13 protein-coding genes are annotated in these 15,233 nt (G+C 65.9%); 9 read left to right on the top strand and 4 right to left on the bottom strand.

The window, feature by feature from the left end; genetic code table 11:
* Positions 1 to 2,060, top strand: a 2,060-nt coding sequence (locus tag LL06_RS07475) for a pyrroloquinoline quinone-dependent dehydrogenase (RefSeq protein WP_035524379.1), incomplete at its 5' end; no start/stop codon positions are given.
* A 158-nt stretch (positions 2,061 to 2,218) separates the two neighbouring features.
* Here the strand turns inward: LL06_RS07475 and LL06_RS26825 are convergent.
* Positions 2,219 to 3,022, bottom strand: coding sequence for a LuxR C-terminal-related transcriptional regulator (locus tag LL06_RS26825; protein WP_035524377.1), 804 nt, complete (start codon positions 3,020 to 3,022; stop codon positions 2,219 to 2,221).
* Positions 3,023 to 3,157: 135 nt separating this feature from the next.
* Here LL06_RS26825 and LL06_RS07465 point away from each other — a divergent pair, with 135 nt between their 5' ends.
* The 7 genes from LL06_RS07465 (at position 3,158) to LL06_RS07435 (ending at position 10,620) form a co-directional block, all read left to right on the top strand.
* Positions 3,158 to 4,483, top strand: coding sequence for a glutamine synthetase (locus LL06_RS07465; protein WP_035524375.1), 1,326 nt, complete (start codon positions 3,158 to 3,160; stop codon positions 4,481 to 4,483).
* Positions 4,484 to 4,545: 62 nt separating this feature from the next.
* On the top strand, positions 4,546 to 5,676 hold the full coding sequence (locus tag LL06_RS07460; protein WP_161784948.1) for a PotD/PotF family extracellular solute-binding protein: 1,131 nt from the start codon (positions 4,546 to 4,548) through the stop codon (positions 5,674 to 5,676).
* An 83-nt stretch (positions 5,677 to 5,759) separates the two neighbouring features.
* On the top strand, positions 5,760 to 6,857 hold the full coding sequence (locus tag LL06_RS07455; RefSeq protein ID WP_035524370.1) for an ABC transporter ATP-binding protein: 1,098 nt from the start codon (positions 5,760 to 5,762) through the stop codon (positions 6,855 to 6,857).
* Between the two features lie 2 nt (positions 6,858 to 6,859).
* Positions 6,860 to 7,738, top strand: a complete 879-nt coding sequence (locus tag LL06_RS07450) for an ABC transporter permease (protein ID WP_035524368.1) — start codon at positions 6,860 to 6,862, stop codon at positions 7,736 to 7,738.
* The gene (locus LL06_RS07445; protein ID WP_052161286.1) at positions 7,735 to 8,571 is read left to right on the top strand and encodes an ABC transporter permease; all 837 of its coding nucleotides are present in this window, start codon (positions 7,735 to 7,737) and stop codon (positions 8,569 to 8,571) included. The genes LL06_RS07450 and LL06_RS07445 overlap by 4 nt, the downstream gene beginning before the upstream one ends.
* Before the next feature lie 23 nt (positions 8,572 to 8,594).
* Positions 8,595 to 9,758, top strand: a complete 1,164-nt coding sequence (locus LL06_RS07440; RefSeq protein WP_035524365.1) for an iron-containing alcohol dehydrogenase — start codon at positions 8,595 to 8,597, stop codon at positions 9,756 to 9,758.
* A 94-nt stretch (positions 9,759 to 9,852) separates the two neighbouring features.
* Positions 9,853 to 10,620 (top strand): carbon-nitrogen hydrolase family protein, encoded by a 768-nt coding sequence (locus tag LL06_RS07435; RefSeq protein ID WP_035524363.1) that lies wholly within the window; start codon positions 9,853 to 9,855, stop codon positions 10,618 to 10,620.
* Positions 10,621 to 10,697: 77 nt separating this feature from the next.
* Here the strand turns inward: LL06_RS07435 and rbsK are convergent, their stop codons facing one another.
* The 3 genes from rbsK to ugpC all read right to left on the bottom strand — a co-directional run bounded on the left by rbsK (position 10,698) and on the right by ugpC (position 13,314).
* Positions 10,698 to 11,618: a ribokinase gene (rbsK, locus tag LL06_RS07430; protein ID WP_035524360.1), complete on the bottom strand. Its 921-nt coding sequence runs from the start codon at positions 11,616 to 11,618 to the stop codon at positions 10,698 to 10,700.
* 30 nt (positions 11,619 to 11,648) lie between these two features.
* Positions 11,649 to 12,101 carry an RbsD/FucU family protein gene (locus LL06_RS07425; RefSeq protein ID WP_035524356.1) on the bottom strand — a complete coding sequence of 151 codons (453 nt, stop codon included), beginning with the start codon at positions 12,099 to 12,101 and terminating at the stop codon, positions 11,649 to 11,651.
* A gap of 148 nt (positions 12,102 to 12,249) precedes the next feature.
* On the bottom strand, positions 12,250 to 13,314 hold the full coding sequence (gene ugpC / locus LL06_RS07420) for a sn-glycerol-3-phosphate ABC transporter ATP-binding protein UgpC (RefSeq protein WP_035524353.1): 1,065 nt from the start codon (positions 13,312 to 13,314) through the stop codon (positions 12,250 to 12,252).
* A 251-nt stretch (positions 13,315 to 13,565) separates the two neighbouring features.
* On the opposite strand from ugpC, the gene LL06_RS07415 reads away from it, so the two are divergent.
* Positions 13,566 to 15,197 carry an extracellular solute-binding protein gene (locus tag LL06_RS07415; protein ID WP_035524351.1) on the top strand — a complete coding sequence of 544 codons (1,632 nt, stop codon included), beginning with the start codon at positions 13,566 to 13,568 and terminating at the stop codon, positions 15,195 to 15,197.
* Positions 15,198 to 15,233 lie beyond the last annotated feature (36 nt).

Below are 15,233 nucleotides of genomic sequence, written 5' to 3'. Positions count from 1 at the left end.
AAGCCGGCGCCGCTCCGGATGAGGCCGGCGTTGACCAGCCCGGCACGGCGGGGACGGAGCCCGCGGCCGCCGGGGCTCTCGTCACGCCTGCCCAGCCCGACCAGGCTGCCGCCGCCCCCGCCCCCGCCGCCACGCGCCAGCCCCTGCCGGTGCGCGCAACGGGCGATGACTGGCCGTCCTATGGCGGCACGATCCACGGAACCCGCAATTCGCCGCTGGCACAGATCACGCGCGACAATGTCGGCCAGCTCGAACGCGTGTGGACCTTCCGCAGCGGCGACCTGCCGCAAGGCGACGCCGAGGACAAGTACTCGCCCGAGAACACGCCGCTCAAGGTCGGCAGCAACCTCTATCACTGCACGGCCATGGGCATCATGGTGGCGATCAACGCCGCGACGGGCAAGGAGGAATGGCGCTATGACCCGAAAGTGCCCACCGACGCCATTCCCTATGGCGCAACCTGCCGGGGCGCTGCCTATTTCGAGGTGCCTGATGCGGAAGCGGACGAGCTCTGCGCCACCCGCGTGCTGTGGGGCACGCTGGATGCGCGGCTGATCGCGGTGGATGCGCGGATCGGCGAACTTTGCCCGGGCTTCGGCGTGGAAGGTCAGGTCAATCTCGAGGAAGGCATCGGCGAAACCGTGCCCGGCTGGTATGCCGTCACGTCGCCACCCATCATCGTTCGCGGCGTCGCCGTCGTCGGCGCGCAGGTCAAGGACGGGCAGGGCGAGGACGCGCCTTCGGGCGTGGTGCGCGGCTACGACGCCGAGACCGGCGAGCTGGCCTGGGCCTGGGATCTCGGCAATCCGGGCAATCGCGGGGCGCCCGCCGAGGGCGAGACCTATACCCGCGGCACGCCCAACATGTGGACGATTCCGGCGGCCGACGAGGAACTCGGTTACATCTACCTGCCCCTCGGCAACTCTTCCGTCGACTATTACGGATCCAACCGGTCAGAGCTCGAAAACGAGTACGCCACCTCGATCGTCGCCGTCGACGTGACCACCGGCGAGGATGTGTGGCATTTCCAGACCGTCTACAACGATGTCTGGGATTACGATCTCGGCTCCCAGCCCGCGATCGTGGATTTCCCCACCGAGGGCGGCACGGTGCCGGCGATCATCGTCTCGTCCAAGCAGGGCGACATCTATGTGCTCAACCGCGCGACCGGGGAATCGCTCTTCCCGGTGGAAGAACGCGAAGTTCCCACCAACATGGGCGTGGAGCAGGACTACCTGTCGAAGGTGCAGCCCTTCTCCACCTACCACACGCTCGCCTTCGATCCGCTCACGGAAAAGGACATGTGGGGCATGTCGCCGTTGGACCAGCTTTGGTGCCGCATCCAGTTCCGGCGGGCCAATTATGATGGCATGTACACGCCGCCGACGACCGACGGACGCTGGATCCAGTACCCAGGCTACAATGGCGGGCAGGATTGGGGCTCGATGGCGGTCGACACGGAACGCGGCATCCTGATCGCCAACTACAACGACATGCCCAACTTCAACCGGCTGATACCGCGGGACGAGGTCGAGGCGACGGCGATCAATTCCCCTTCCGGCGGGGGAGGCGAACAGGGGCCGCAGCTCGGCGCGCCTTACGGCATCTCGGTCAATGCAGGCTGGCGCCTCGCCTTCACCGGCCTGTTGTGCAAGCAGCCGCCCTATGGCGGCATCCGCGCCATCGACCTCGCCACGGGCAAGACGCTCTGGGACGAGCCGATCGGCCAGGCGCTGAACAACGGCCCCTTCGGCATTCCGTCGAACCTGCCCGTCACTATCGGCACGCCGAACAATGGCGGCCCCATCGTCACGGCCGGCGGCCTGGTGTTCATCGCCGCGGCGACGGACGGCCTCATTCGCGCCATCGACATCGAGACCGGCGAAGTGCTGTGGACCGACACGCTGCCCGCGGGCGGCCAGACGACGCCGATCACCTTCGAGGTGGAGGGCCGGCAGTTCATCGTGCTGGCGCCGGGCGGCCACCATTTCATGGAAACCCCGGTGGGCGACCATGTCATCGCATGGGCCTTGCCGGAAGGCGCGGGCTCCGCCGACTAGGACCAACGGCCCGGGACCCCCTTCGGGCCATTTCCTGGCCCCGGACTGAAGACGGACACCGGTCTGCGCCGCCCAAAGGGAGCGGCGCAGACTTTTTTACGAGCCTTTCCAGCGATTGCGCAGATCCCGAAACCGCAGGGCTTAGCAGCCGGCCCCGCTCATTGTCCGGACAGTTGCTGGATGAACATCGCGAACAGCTCCGACTGGCTGGAGACATCGAGCTTGTGATAAATGTTCTTCCGGTGATTTTTCACGGTACCGGGCGCGATGGCGAGATGCCGCGCAATCGAGCCGCTGGAGTGGCCCTGAAGGACGAGCGAGGTGATCTCGATTTCGCGCGGCGTCAGGATGCCGTCGGTCATGCGGGTGAGGGGCTCGCCGATCGGATCGCGCGCCACCTCCGCATCCCATCCCGCCGGTGTTGCGATGGCGGCGTTCCGCCGCCAGTGGCGGTCGGCCAGCGTCTGGATCACCGGCTGGGAAGCGCGGATCGCCGCGATGTCCTGACGCCCGAAGGCCGGGGCAGCCACCGGCCGGGTAAAGCTGATGACGACGCCGGTCCAGCCGTCGGGCCTGCAGATAATGCCGACCTCGTCGCGGATCCCCGTCAGCTTGTAATGGCGCCGGAAATATTCCGACTTGTGGAACTGGTCGGGCGCCATGTCGCGCAGCCGCTTAACGCCCGTGGCCTGCGGATCGGTCGCCGTGTTGTAGAACGGATCCAGGATGTAGGGCCCTGACACATAGGCATCCACCACAGTCCGGGCACGCCTGGAATCGATATTGTGGTAGAGGCAGACTGGCTTCTCCGATCCGGAATAGGCGAACACCATCAGGATATCGAAATCGACGATGCTGCCGAGTGCGGCTTCGAGCCTGTGGGCGAATTCAGCGGTGCCGACCGCGCCGATCGCCTTCGCAATCGCCTCGTTCCACGCTGAAAACGCCTTGTCCACGGACATGCCTATCCTCATCCTGCGCCGAACGGAGCATGGCCGCACCGGCCCGTCTATCCCCATCGGGCTATTTTCTTGCACCGGAACCGGCCCTAACCTCGACAGACGTCGCAATGAGAAACCAGGCCAGGCGCAAGACAAATGCCGATCAATCTGCAGACTGCACTTCAGAAGATCAATGCCGGATCGGTTCATATCGGCATGGTCGACCCGGAAGGCGAGTTCCGGGACAAGCTGGTCTCCGCGGACAAGGCTGTCAAACTTGGCGAGGCCGGCTATCCGTTCTGCGAGGTCCTGTATTTCTGGGACGTTGCGGAAAAGGCCTACAGGGACGGCGCCTTCGTCGACCGACCCGCCACGCTGTTCGCCGACACCGTGCGCAAATATCCGTTTGCCGAGGACAGCGCCATCTGCCTCGCGGATTTTTCCGGCGAGTTCGGCAAACGGTCGCCGCGCAATGTCTGCCTGCGGCTGATGGCCGAGGCCGCGGAAATGGGTTTCGACGTCCTCTCCGCGTTCGAGTTCGAGTTCTTCATCTTCGACGAGACGCCCGAAAGCCTGCGCGCCAAGTCCTACCGGGACCTCACGCATTTCGCGCCCGGCAACCGCACCTATTCGCTGCAGACCTCCGCCCTGCATGGGGCGCTGCTGGAAGGGCTGGATGCCACCATGAAGACCATGGGCATAGGGCTCGACGCGATCCATACCGAGCTGGGCCCGGGCTGCTTCGAGGCGCCGCTGACCTACGCCAAGGGCATCAAGTCCGCCGACGACGCGATGCTGTTCAAGAATTTCGCAAAGGCCTATTTCTCGCGCCACGACCTGACGGCGAGCTTCATGTCCAAGCTGTCGCCATCGCTGTCGGGGCAATCGGGACATCTCCATGTGTCGCTGCGCGACAGTGGCGGCAATCCGGTCTTCGCCAGCCCCGACGCACCCGACGGGTTGAGCCGGACGGGGCGTCATTTCATCGGCGGCCTGCTCAGGCTGATGCCCGAGCTGCTGGCGCTCTGCTCCTCCACCGTCAATGCCTACAAGAGGCTGGTGCCCGGCGCCTGGGCCCCGACATCGGCCAATTGGGGCGTTCAGAACCGGACGGCGGCCATTCGCGTCATCAACGACGTGCCCGAGGCCACCCGGGTGGAATTCCGCGTGCCCTCGGCCGACACCAACCCCTATCTGGCGCTGGCGCTGTGCCTGGGCGCGGGGCTTTACGGCATCCGCAACGAGATCGAGCCGCCAGCCGGCAGCGACGAGAATTTCTATGCCTCCAGGCCCTCCGCCGAAACCGCCTTTCCGCGCGATCTCGGCGAGGCCGCCGCGCGGCTCGACCGCAGCGATGTCGCCCGCGACATCTTCGGGGCCGATTTCGTCGAGTGGTTCGTCGGCGCCCGGCAGTTCGAATATGCCGAGTATCAGCGGCATGTGAGTGAATGGGAAATCAGGCGCTACCTGGGGGTGGTCTGATACCTTTGGGACTTTGTGTTGGACGACAGAAAGGAACGGACATGAAAAAGGGAACAGCAGAGATGAACAAGCTAGCAAACGATATGAACCGCCGGTCGGTTCTCAAGGGCATGGGCGGCATGGGACTTGCCGCCGCAGGCGCCGCCTTCCTGGGGATGCCGCGCGGCGCCCAGGCGGCCGAAAGCCTGAACTACATGTGCTGGGAAGGCTACAACGCGCCGTCGATTCTTGATCCGTTCCAGGCGGCCAACGATGCGACCATTGCCATCGACCTGATCACCGACTCGGCCGGCGGCTTCGCCAAGCTCGCCGCCGGCGCCTCGCGCGATTTCGATCTCGTCTCCTCCGACAGCCCGTGGATCCAGCGCATGGGTCCCGCCGGATTCTGCCGCTTCCTCGACGACGCCGATTTCGCCGAGCAATATGCCGATTTCTATCCCCAGTTCGCCGCGCCCTTCGGGCCGCTGCAGTTCGAGGGCAAGGCCACCGGCCTGCCGACGCGCTGGGGCTGGGTCGGCCCGACCGTCAACACCAAGTTCGACACGCTGGAAGCCTGGTCGAGCTATGCGCCGGTCTTCGACAGCGCCTACAAGGACAAGATCTGCCTGCTCGACTGGGGTGACTGGCCGATCATGCCGCTTGCCCTTTACGCCGGCGTCAACCCCTATGAAGAACTCGACGAGGCCGCCCTTGGCGAAGTCCGCAAGGTGCTTCGCGCGGCCTTCAAGAACACGCGCGCCATCGTCGGCGACCTCGCCATCGCCCAGAAGGGCCTGCTCGACGGCTCGTTCCGGGCGTTGATCGGCGGCGGCACCTATTGCACCTCGTCGCTGCGGCTGAAGGGACACGACTACATCCAGTCGATCGTGCCCGAGCCGAAGGATGGCCTCAAGCAGGGCATCATCTGGATGGAGGCGACGGGCCTCATCGACAACGGCAGGAATTCCGCCATCGCGGCCGACTTCCTCAAATACATCGTCTCGCCGGAAGTCGCCAAGCAACTGGCGATCACCGAGGCCACCTGCAACCTGGTTCCCAACAGCAAGGCCGAAGCGCTGTTCTCCGAGGAAGAGAAGAAGGCGCTGCAGATGGACTACATGTGGACGGCCTGGGAAAACAGCCAGTTCCACACGGTCGCGCCGAACATCGATGATATGCTGGCCATCTGGCAGGAAGAACTCGCCGCCCGCTGATCGGCGACACCGCAAAGCAAGCCGCCCGCTTTCGAGCGGGCGGAGCCCCTGTTGAATGGACTTTACGGCGAGGAAAGCTGGCATTGGCAACCCCGATCATCGACGCGTCTCACATCGTCAAGGATTACGGCAGGGTCCGCGCGCTTCACGGCGTCTCGCTGGAAGTGGGCGCCGGCGAATTCGTCGCCCTGGTCGGCCCGTCCGGCTGCGGCAAGACAACGCTTCTGAAGATCCTCGCCGGCTTCGAGGACATCACCGAAGGACGCCTCGAAATCGAGGGCAAGGACATGCGCGGCGTTCCGGCGGCAAGCCGGCCGACCCGCATGGTGTTCCAGAAACTGGCGCTGTTCCCGCACAAGACCGTTGCCCAGAACATCGGCTTTCCCCTGAAACTGCAGAAGTTCGACAGGGCCGAAATCGACCGGCGGGTCGTCGCCATGCTCGAGCTGATGCATCTCAACCCCGATTATCTCGATCGCTTTCCGGCCCAGTTGTCCGGCGGCGAACAGCAGCGCGTCGCGCTGGCGCGGGCGCTCGTGTCGCACCCGGGCGTGCTTCTGCTCGACGAGCCGATGAGTGCGCTCGATGCGAAACTGAAGAAATCGCTGCAGGCCGAGCTCAAGAAGCTCCACCGCGAACTCGGCACCAGTTTCGTGCTGGTGACCCATGATCTGGAGGAGGCGATGATGCTGGCCGACAAGATCTGCGTGATGCGCGCCGGCCGCATGGTGCAGATAGGCACCCCCACGGATATCTATTACCGCCCGGCCAACATGTTTGTGGCAGGCTTCATCGGCGAGACGAACTTCCTCCCCGTCGATGTCTCCGGCACGCTCGAGGGCGGATTGACGGTGGGATCCCCGCTCGTGGCGGGCCAGCCGGTCGTCATGGAGTCCGGCAATGTCTCGGAGTTCCTCGGCGAGGGCAACAAGGCGTTGCTGATCCGGCCGGAGTCCATCGGGTTCCTCGCGGGCGAACCCGGTCCGGGCCAGTGGATGCTGACCGGGGTGGTCGAGGAGTATTTCATCAAGGGATCGTCGACCCAGTACCGCGTCCGGGTGGCGGGTCTCGACGCTCCCGTCGTCATGGACCTGCCCGGGTCGTTCGAACTTCCGGCGCAGGTCGGCGAAGAGGTCCGCATCGGCTTCGAGCCCATGCGCGCCTTCCTGTTGTCGGAGTGAGCATGAAGAGCCAGTCCAAGACATGGAACGATCCGGTGCTGGTGGCGGCCGTGGCGCCGCTGGCGATCGTCATGCTGGTCTTCTTTCTTGTTCCCCTGGCGATGACCGCGCTTCTGACCTTCCAGACCACGCAATATTACCGGCTGCAATGGACCTGGGACCTGACGATCTGGACCGAGATCTTCTCCAAGCCGCACTACTGGACGATCATGCTGCGCACCGTGGGGATGGCGCTGATCTGCGTGGTGATCTCCATCCTGATCGCCTTCCCGACGGCCTATGCGCTGACCACCCGTTTGAAGACCTACAGCGCGCAGATCCAGATCCTGATCATCTTCGCCTTCCTCACCGATGCGGTGCTCAAGACCTTCGGTTGGATCCTGGTGCTCGACCGGCAGGGCGTGGCCAACTGGCTGCTGTCCTATCTGGGGCTGGGGCCGGAGGCGATGGACATCCTGTTCACGCCGACGGGAACCATGATCGGCATGGTCTACAATCTCGCCGTCTATCCGATGTTCACGATCTATCTCTCGCTGGCGCGGATCGACCGGGATCTCGTCCTGGCCTCCTATGACGCCGGCGCGTCGCGGATCCGCACCTTTTTCGAGGTGACGCTGCCGCTGTCGCGGCCGGGCCTCTATTCCGGCGCCGTGCTTGTCTTCGTGCTCAGCCTCGGCGCTTTCCTGGAGCCCAAGGTGCTGGGCGGCGGCACCTCGCCGCTGGCCTCGGAATTGATCCGGCAGAGTTTCGAGACGCGGGTCAACTGGCCGCTCGGAGCAGCCCTGACGATCGTGCTGATCGTCATCGGCGCCCTGACTCTGGCGCTGGCGGCAGCCTTCGTGTTCCGCCGCACGCCTGCGGCCAGAAGGGAGCTGGCATGATGTCGCAACACTTCAGGAACGCCGTTGTCGACACCGCGCTCGTCGGCAGCGTCGTCCTGCTCCTCCTGTTCTTCTACGCGCCGATCGTGACGCTGGTCGCCTTCTCGTTCACCTCGAGCCGCGTGCTGACGTTCCCGATCGACGGGTTCTCGCTGCAATGGTACGGCGAGCTGATCCGCAAGCCGGACTTCTTCCCCGCCGTCATCAATTCCGCGACGGTGGCCGCCGTCTCGACGATCCTCGCCACGGTGCTCGGAACGGCCGGCGCGATCGCCTGGATCCGCTACCGGTTCCGCTTCCAGAACCTGTTCCGCGTCGTGACCTTCGCGCCGCTGCTTTTCCCGCAACTGCTGCTCGGCGTCGTCATGCTGCTGTGGTTTTCGGTTCTGGGCAACTGGCTGGATTTCTCGACCGGGCTGGCGACCGTGATCATCGGCCATGTCGTCTACATCACGCCTTTCGCGCTGGTGATCGTCGCCGTGCAGGTCTACGGATTCGACGAGACGCTCGAGGATGCGGCGCGCGACGCCGGCGCCAGCCGGTGGGAGGTGTTCCGCGAGATCACCTTCCCGCTGCTGTGGCCGGGCATATTCTCCGCCGCCATCTTCGCCTTCCTGCTGTCCTGGGGCAATTTCTATGTCTCGTACTCGCTTTCGGGCACCGCCCGGACGCTGCCGATCTTCGTCTACAGCGGCATCGCCGTCGGCTCCTCGCCGATCTATCCGGCGCTCGCGACCCTGAATTTCATTCCGGCGCTGCTGCTGGTGGGGCTGGCCGAGTTCATGCGCCGCCGCGCGCTGAAAAGGCAGAATGCCGCCCAACCCGTCTCCTGAAGTCTCGCAACAAGGCACTCCTCATGTTCACGACCAAAGCCGTATCCAGCAACTGGAGCTTTCCTACCGCGGTGCGCTTCGGCAATGGCCGGATCGCGGAGCTTCATGACATCGTCCGCGACCTCGGCTCCAGCCGGCCGCTGGTGGTGACCGACTCCGGCCTCAAGGATCTTCCGCCGGTGCATCGGTCCATGGAGGTGCTGCGCAGCGGAGGGCTGGAGGCGGCCCTGTTCCACGGCGTCAAGCCGAACCCGACGGGAACCAATGTCGCCGACGGCGTCTCGATGTTCCATGCGGGCGGGCACGATCTGGTTGTCGCCGTCGGCGGCGGCAGCGCGCTCGATGCGGCCAAGGCCATCGCGCTGATGGCGCGCCAGACCATCCCGATGTGGGACCTGGAGGATATCGGCGACAACTGGAAGCGGGCCGACACGTCCCGCCCGGTGCCCGTGATCGCCATTCCCACGACCGCCGGAACCGGGTCTGAGCTCGGCCGCTCCTCGGTGATCACCAACGAAGCCGAGAAGCGCAAGGTGATCGTCTTTCATCCGAGAATGATGCCGGACGTGGTGGTGATGGATCCCGAGCTCACCACCGGTCTGCCCGCCGCCATCACCGCCGCCACCGGCATGGACGCGCTGTCCCATGCGCTCGAGGCCTATTGCGCGCCGTCCTTTCATCCGATGGCGGAAGGCGTGGCCCTCAATGCCGTGCGGCTCATCAAGCAGTGGCTGCCCGTCGCCACGCGGGACGGGGGCAATCTCGAGGCCCGGGGGCAGATGCTGATTGCGTCCGGGATGGGGTGCCTGGCGCTGCAGAAAGGGTTGGGCGCCATTCACGCGCTCGCCCATCCCCTCGGCGCGCTCCATGACGCCCATCACGGCCTGCTCAATGCCGTGCTGATGCCTTATGTCGTCGAGTTCAACGCCCCCGCGATCACCGACAAGCTCAATTTCCTCGCGCGTTTTCTCGACCTGCCGAACCCGTCCGCGGCGGGTCTGATCGAATGGATCTACGAGTTGCGCGAGATGCTCGCCATCCCGGGCACGCTTGCCGGCATGGGGGTGCGCGATATCGACATCGACACGGTGGCGCGCATGGGCGTGGCCGATCCCTGCGCGGGCGGAAACCCGGTGCCGCTCGACGAGGCGGCGCTCACGCAGATCCTTCTCGCCGCGAGGGGATGAGGCGGTCCGGCGGCGGGAACCCGCGGGCCCTGGCGAAGCGCCGGGTTTGCGGGGCAGGGCCAAATTTGCAGTATAGTCCTCCGAGGAGCCTCTCATGATCCGGATTTCCGCCTTGCAGATGCAGACCGCCGGCCCCGACACGGCGGCCAATCTCGCCCGTATCGAGATGGCCGCGCGTCAGGCCGCGGACGCGGGCGCGACGCTGCTGGTGACGCCCGAACTTGGCGTGACCAGCTATGGCGGGGGCGCGGCCCTGCTCGATCTGGCCGAACCCGCCGACGGGCCGATCGTCCTCCGGCTGGGCGAGATTGCCCGCCAGACCGGCGTCGCCATCGTCGCCGGATTTGTCGAGACGGCGGGCGGGACGATCTACAATTCCGCCGTCCACACCAATGGGGCGGACAGGCCTTCGGTCTACCGCAAGTCCCATCTCTATGGCGATTATGAGCGCCGCCTGTTCACGCCCGCACCGCCTGCGACCTGCCTGTTTCGCCATCGCGGCATGACGGTCGGCATGCTGATCTGCTACGATGTCGAGTTTCCGGAAAACGTGCGGCGCCTTGCGCTGGCCGGCGCCGAGATGATCCTGGTACCGACCGCCACGCCGCAAGGGGCGTCAGGCACATTCATCGCCGAGAAGATGGTCCCGGTGCGGGCCTTCGAGAACCAGATCTTCATCGCCTATGTCAACAATATCGGCCGTGACGGCGCCTTCACCTATGCCGGCCGGTCCATCCTAACGGCTCCGGACGGATCGGCGCTGGCGACGGCGGGCCTGTCCGAGGCGTTTCTGACGGCAGATATCGAGCCGGGTCTCTATGATCAGTGCCGGAGCGAGAACACCTACCTGAGAGACCTCTAGCCCACGCGTCGCCTATGTTTCTGTGACCCGGTCTTCGAGCGGCGCTTTGCGCAGCCGGGGGAGAGACACGGGCCGTTTCAGCTTCCGGCGAGCAAGGCGTCGATCTCGGCCGCGGAGGGCATGGACGGAGCGGTGCCGGCGCGGGTGACGGAGATCCCCGCCGTGGCGCAGCCGTACCTGACGGCGGATTGCGGATCGAGGCCGCGGGCAAGGGCTGCGGCAAAGCCGCCGTTGAAGGCGTCGCCCGCCCCGGTGGTCTCCATCACCGGTCCGGCGTCAAAGGCGGGCACGTGCGTGCTCGTCCTGCCATCATGGTAGAGCGCACCTTTCTCCCCGAGCGTGATAACCGCGGCGGACGCGCCCATCTCGATCAGCTTCTCCGCGGCGCGGGCCGCCTCCTCGAGCGTGGTCACAGCAAGCCCGGTAAGGGCTTCGGCCTCGGATTCATTGGGCGTCACGTAGTCGCACAGCGCCAGCATGCCGTCTGGCAGGTCCGCCGCCGGCGCGGGGTTGAGGATCGTGATTGCGCCGCCCTCCCTGGCGATCTCGAGCGCGCGCTGCGCGGCATCCATCGGCTGCTCGAGCTGGGTCACGAACACCGATGCCGAGCCGATCAGGTCGGCGCGGGCATCTATGTCTGCGGGCGAGATCTGGCCTGCCACGCCGGGGCAGACGATGATCGCGTTGTTGCCGGTGCCGGCCTCGACGAAGATGTAGGCGGCGCCGGTGTAGCCATCGTCATGCTGGGTGACGGCCGGCGTGACCCCGGCCTCCGCCCAGGTCCTGAGCGCCATCTCGGCGAAGGTGTCGCGCCCCAGCCTGGTTATGAAATGGGTCTCAGCCCCTGCCTTCGCCGCCGCCACCGCCTGGTTCGAGCCCTTGCCGCCGGGTCCCAGCGCGAAGCTCTCGCCCAGGATGGTTTCGCCCATGCGCGGCGGCCGGGCGGCGCGGTAGGCGGTGTCGGCGACGAACACGCCGAGGATCACGACTTTGGACATGCAGGCCTCCTTCTCATCTGGCCGTGACATTCAGGCGTCGGGGCCGATCACGCCCTTGCGGAACATGAAGCAGCCGTAGAACCGCCGCTCGCCGGTCTGGATCACCGCATAGGCCTGCTTGGCAATGTCATAGAAGGCGAAGCGCTCGATGCCGACCATCGGCCGCGGCTTGCCTTCCGCGGCATCGATGGCGCGCTGCACCTCCATCTGCACCGGCGGGACTTCGCCGGGACTGCCGACGATCTCCATCCGCCCGGCGAAATCGTCGACGAAACTGTCGAGCGGCAACACCGACAGCACCGCTTCGGCGGCCTCGCCGGCGGTCAGGTTGTCCATCCGCAGCAAATCGCCCAGCACCGTCTGGCGGGCGATGGAATCGGAGGGAAAGTTGGTGTCGGCGATGATCAGCATGTCGCCGTGCCCCATGGCGCGAAGCGCATAGAGCACCTCGGCGTTCAGGCGTGGATCCAGTCCCTTGAGCATAGTGTCCTCCCGTTGCAGGTCCGGCCGCCGCGCGCGGCCCGTCGTGTCTCATTGCCCCGATCCGGCGTCCCTTTGTCACGCCGGGCACTTCCTTCGGGCCGCGCCGGGCTCCCGCCGATCCTGGGGGCGGGCAGGGCGCCTCCCGCCGTCACCCGATCCGCAGACCCGTCCCCGCGTCGAACAGATGCGCCATCTCCGGCTGGGGCCTGAGCCGGATCATGTCGCCCGGACGGATCATCTGGCGCTCGCGCAGCACGGCGATGAGCTCGCGTCCGGCCGCGCGCAGCACCAGATGGATTTCAGGCCCGGTCGGCTCGACGACGGCCACCGTCGCCTCGAAGCCGCTGTCGTCGATCAGCAGGTGCTCGGGGCGGATGCCGTAGATCACGCTGCGGCCCTCGTCGAGCCCCGGCAGGTCCGGGGCGGCGAGCGACACGCCGTTGGCGAGGACGCTGGCCGCGCCGTCCCCGCGCGTGACGACGCCCTCGACCAGGTTCATGGAGGGCGAGCCGATGAAGCCCGCCACGAACACATTGGCCGGCCGGTCGTAGAGCTCCAGCGGTGCGCCCTGCTGGGAAATATGGCCGTCGCGCATGACCACGATCTGGTCGGCCATGGTCATGGCCTCGATCTGGTCATGGGTGACGTACACCGTCGTGGTCGACAGCCGCTGATGCAGTTCGCGGATCTCGGTGCGCATCTGAACCCGGAGCTTGGCGTCGAGATTGGACAGGGGCTCGTCGAACAGGAACACCTGCGGCTCGCGCACGATGGCGCGGCCCATGGCGACGCGCTGGCGCTGGCCGCCCGAAAGCTCGCGCGGGTAGCGCGCCAGATAGGGCTGAAGGCCGAGGATCTCCGCGGCAGTGGCGACTTTCCGGTCGATCTCGGCCTTGGGCATGCGCTGCATCTTGAGCGCAAATCCCATGTTGGCTGCCACGGTCTTGTGCGGATAGAGCGCGTAATTCTGGAACACCATGGCGATGTTCCGCTCGGCGGGCGGCAGATTGTTGACCACCCGATCGCCGATGATGATCCTGCCCGCCGTCACGCCCTCGAGCCCGGCAATCATGCGCAACAGGGTCGACTTGCCGCAGCCGGAGGGGCCGACGAGGACCACGAACTGCCCGTCCGGAATGTCGACATCCACCCCGTGGATCACTTCCACCGTTCCGTAAGCCTTGTAGAGCTTCTCGATCCTGACGTCCGCCATGCCGTCCCCGTGGTTTGCGCTGCTCCGGTCCCGCCAAGTGGTAACGCAGGTCCTTGCCGCTGTCTATCATCTAGTCATACTAGCATGTTAGATGCTTGACAGCTCCGCGGAAGGCTGAAATGTTTTGCCTCTGTCCGGTGTGTCCGGACCCGGCCGTTGGGAAGACAAGGCGTTCAACGACCAAATCCTGGTCCCGCCGCCTCCCTGGACCGGACCGCGCGAGGAGCGTGTAACGCTTGGGAGGGTGTTTCATGAAAGTTGATCTGTTTGAACATGCAGTCCGGGTGGCGATGAGCCGCCGCAGGCTGCTGCAGGGAGCCGCCGCCGTGGGCGGCCTGGCCGCCATGGGCGGGCTTGGCATGAAGAGTGCCGCCGCACAGGACAATGTGCGCGCCGAAATCCTGAAGATTCCGGGCGTGGGCGCCGGATCGCCCACCGATGCCGACTGGCAGAAGGTCGGCGAGATGTGCCTTGCCGCCACCAAGGCCAATGTGGCCGAGGGCGAGTTCGCCGGCGTGGAGCTCACCTTCATGGGGCTCAACAACCAGAACCTGCACAATTTCCTGTTCCGCGGCTTCCTCAAGCCGTGGGAAGCCTATACCGGCGCGAAGATCAACTGGATCGATCTGGCGCAGGCGGACTACAATGCGCGCCTGCAGCAGTCGATCGCCACCGGCACGGTGGACTTCGACATTCTCGAGATGGGCGCTCCGTTCGAGGGCGACACCGCCGGCCGCGGCCTGCTCGACGAGATGCCGGCCTGGGTGGCCGAGCAGATCGAGGCCGACGATCTGGTGGACTACCTCAAGGCGCCGGTCGGCACCTGGGACGGCAAGGCCTACCGCGTGACCATCGACGGCGACTGCCACACCTTCGCCTACCGGACCGATTATTTCGGCCCCGAGGGCATCGGCGGCGCCGAAGTGCCCAAGACCTGGCAGCAGATCAACGCCGTCACCAAGGAACTCGCCGGCAAGACAGACCCGCTGACCGGGCTGCCGGCCCACGGCTATCTCGACCCGCTCAAGGGCTGGGGCGGCTTCGGCTTCTACTTCGTCGCCAACCGCGCCACCGCCTATGTCAAGCATCCCGACGAGGCCGCCTGGCTGTTCGAGCCGGACACCATGAAGCCGCTGGTCAACAATCCGGGTTGGGTGCAGGCGTTCCAGGACGTGATGGACCTGATCGCCACGCCCGGCGCCTATCCGGCCGACCAGATCAACGCCGACCCGGGCACCACGGCCTTCAGCCAGTTCCTGGCCGGCACCGGCTCGATGCTGATGTGGTGGGGCGACGTGGGATCCTCGGCGCGCACCTCCGACACGTCGGTGGTGGGCGACGTGGTCGGCTTCGGCATCAACCCGGCCTCCGACCGGCGCTACAACTGGCGCAGCGGAGCCTGGGAAGAGGAGATGAACGAGGCGCCGAACATGGCCTATATCGGCTGGGGCATCTATGTCACCAACCGGGTCTCGGGCGACGAGAAGAAGCGCAAGGCGGCCTGGTCGGCGGCGGCGCATCTCGGCGGCAAGGACCTGTCGCTGTGGACCTCGGCCTATCCGTCCGGCTTCCAGCCCTACCGCAACAGCCACTTCAACTACGAGGAGTGGGAAGCGGCGGGCTATGACCGGGCCTTCATCGAGGATTATCTCGGCTCGAACCTCGACAGCTACAACCACCCCAACGCCGCCATCGAGCCGCGCATCCCCGGAATCTTCCAGTACTACTCGGTGGCCGAGGACGAACTGGCCAAGGGCTTTGCCGGCCAGTACGGCTCGGCCCAGGAAACCGCCGACGCGATTGCCGCAGCCTGGGAGAAGATCACCGACCAGATCGGCCGCGAGAGCCAGATCGCGCTCTACAAGGCCTCGCTCGGCATGTAGCCCGAGGGTCCGATCCTGACGCCGGCGGTCATACCG

Source organism: Hoeflea sp. BAL378 (genome assembly GCF_000759435.1).
Classification (GTDB): Bacteria; Pseudomonadota; Alphaproteobacteria; order Rhizobiales; family Rhizobiaceae; genus Hoeflea.
This window is presented reverse-complemented; position numbering and strand designations above follow the sequence as displayed.

Excerpts from the sequence above, each read along its gene's own strand:
- LL06_RS07415 (WP_035524351.1), top strand. The coding sequence starts at position 13,566 with ATGAAAGTTGATCTGTTTGAACATGCAGTCCGGGTGGCGATGAGCCGC.
- LL06_RS26825 (WP_035524377.1), bottom strand. The coding sequence starts at position 3,022 with ATGTCCGTGGACAAGGCGTTTTCAGCGTGGAACGAGGCGATTGCGAAG.
- ugpC (WP_035524353.1), bottom strand. The coding sequence starts at position 13,314 with ATGGCGGACGTCAGGATCGAGAAGCTCTACAAGGCTTACGGAACGGTG.
- LL06_RS07425 (WP_035524356.1), bottom strand. The coding sequence starts at position 12,101 with ATGCTCAAGGGACTGGATCCACGCCTGAACGCCGAGGTGCTCTATGCG.
- rbsK (WP_035524360.1), bottom strand. The coding sequence starts at position 11,618 with ATGTCCAAAGTCGTGATCCTCGGCGTGTTCGTCGCCGACACCGCCTAC.
- LL06_RS07460 (WP_161784948.1), top strand. The coding sequence starts at position 4,546 with ATGAACAAGCTAGCAAACGATATGAACCGCCGGTCGGTTCTCAAGGGC.
- LL06_RS07465 (WP_035524375.1), top strand. The coding sequence starts at position 3,158 with ATGCCGATCAATCTGCAGACTGCACTTCAGAAGATCAATGCCGGATCG.
- LL06_RS07445 (WP_052161286.1), top strand. The coding sequence starts at position 7,735 with ATGATGTCGCAACACTTCAGGAACGCCGTTGTCGACACCGCGCTCGTC.
- LL06_RS07450 (WP_035524368.1), top strand. The coding sequence starts at position 6,860 with ATGAAGAGCCAGTCCAAGACATGGAACGATCCGGTGCTGGTGGCGGCC.
- LL06_RS07435 (WP_035524363.1), top strand. The coding sequence starts at position 9,853 with ATGATCCGGATTTCCGCCTTGCAGATGCAGACCGCCGGCCCCGACACG.
- LL06_RS07440 (WP_035524365.1), top strand. The coding sequence starts at position 8,595 with ATGTTCACGACCAAAGCCGTATCCAGCAACTGGAGCTTTCCTACCGCG.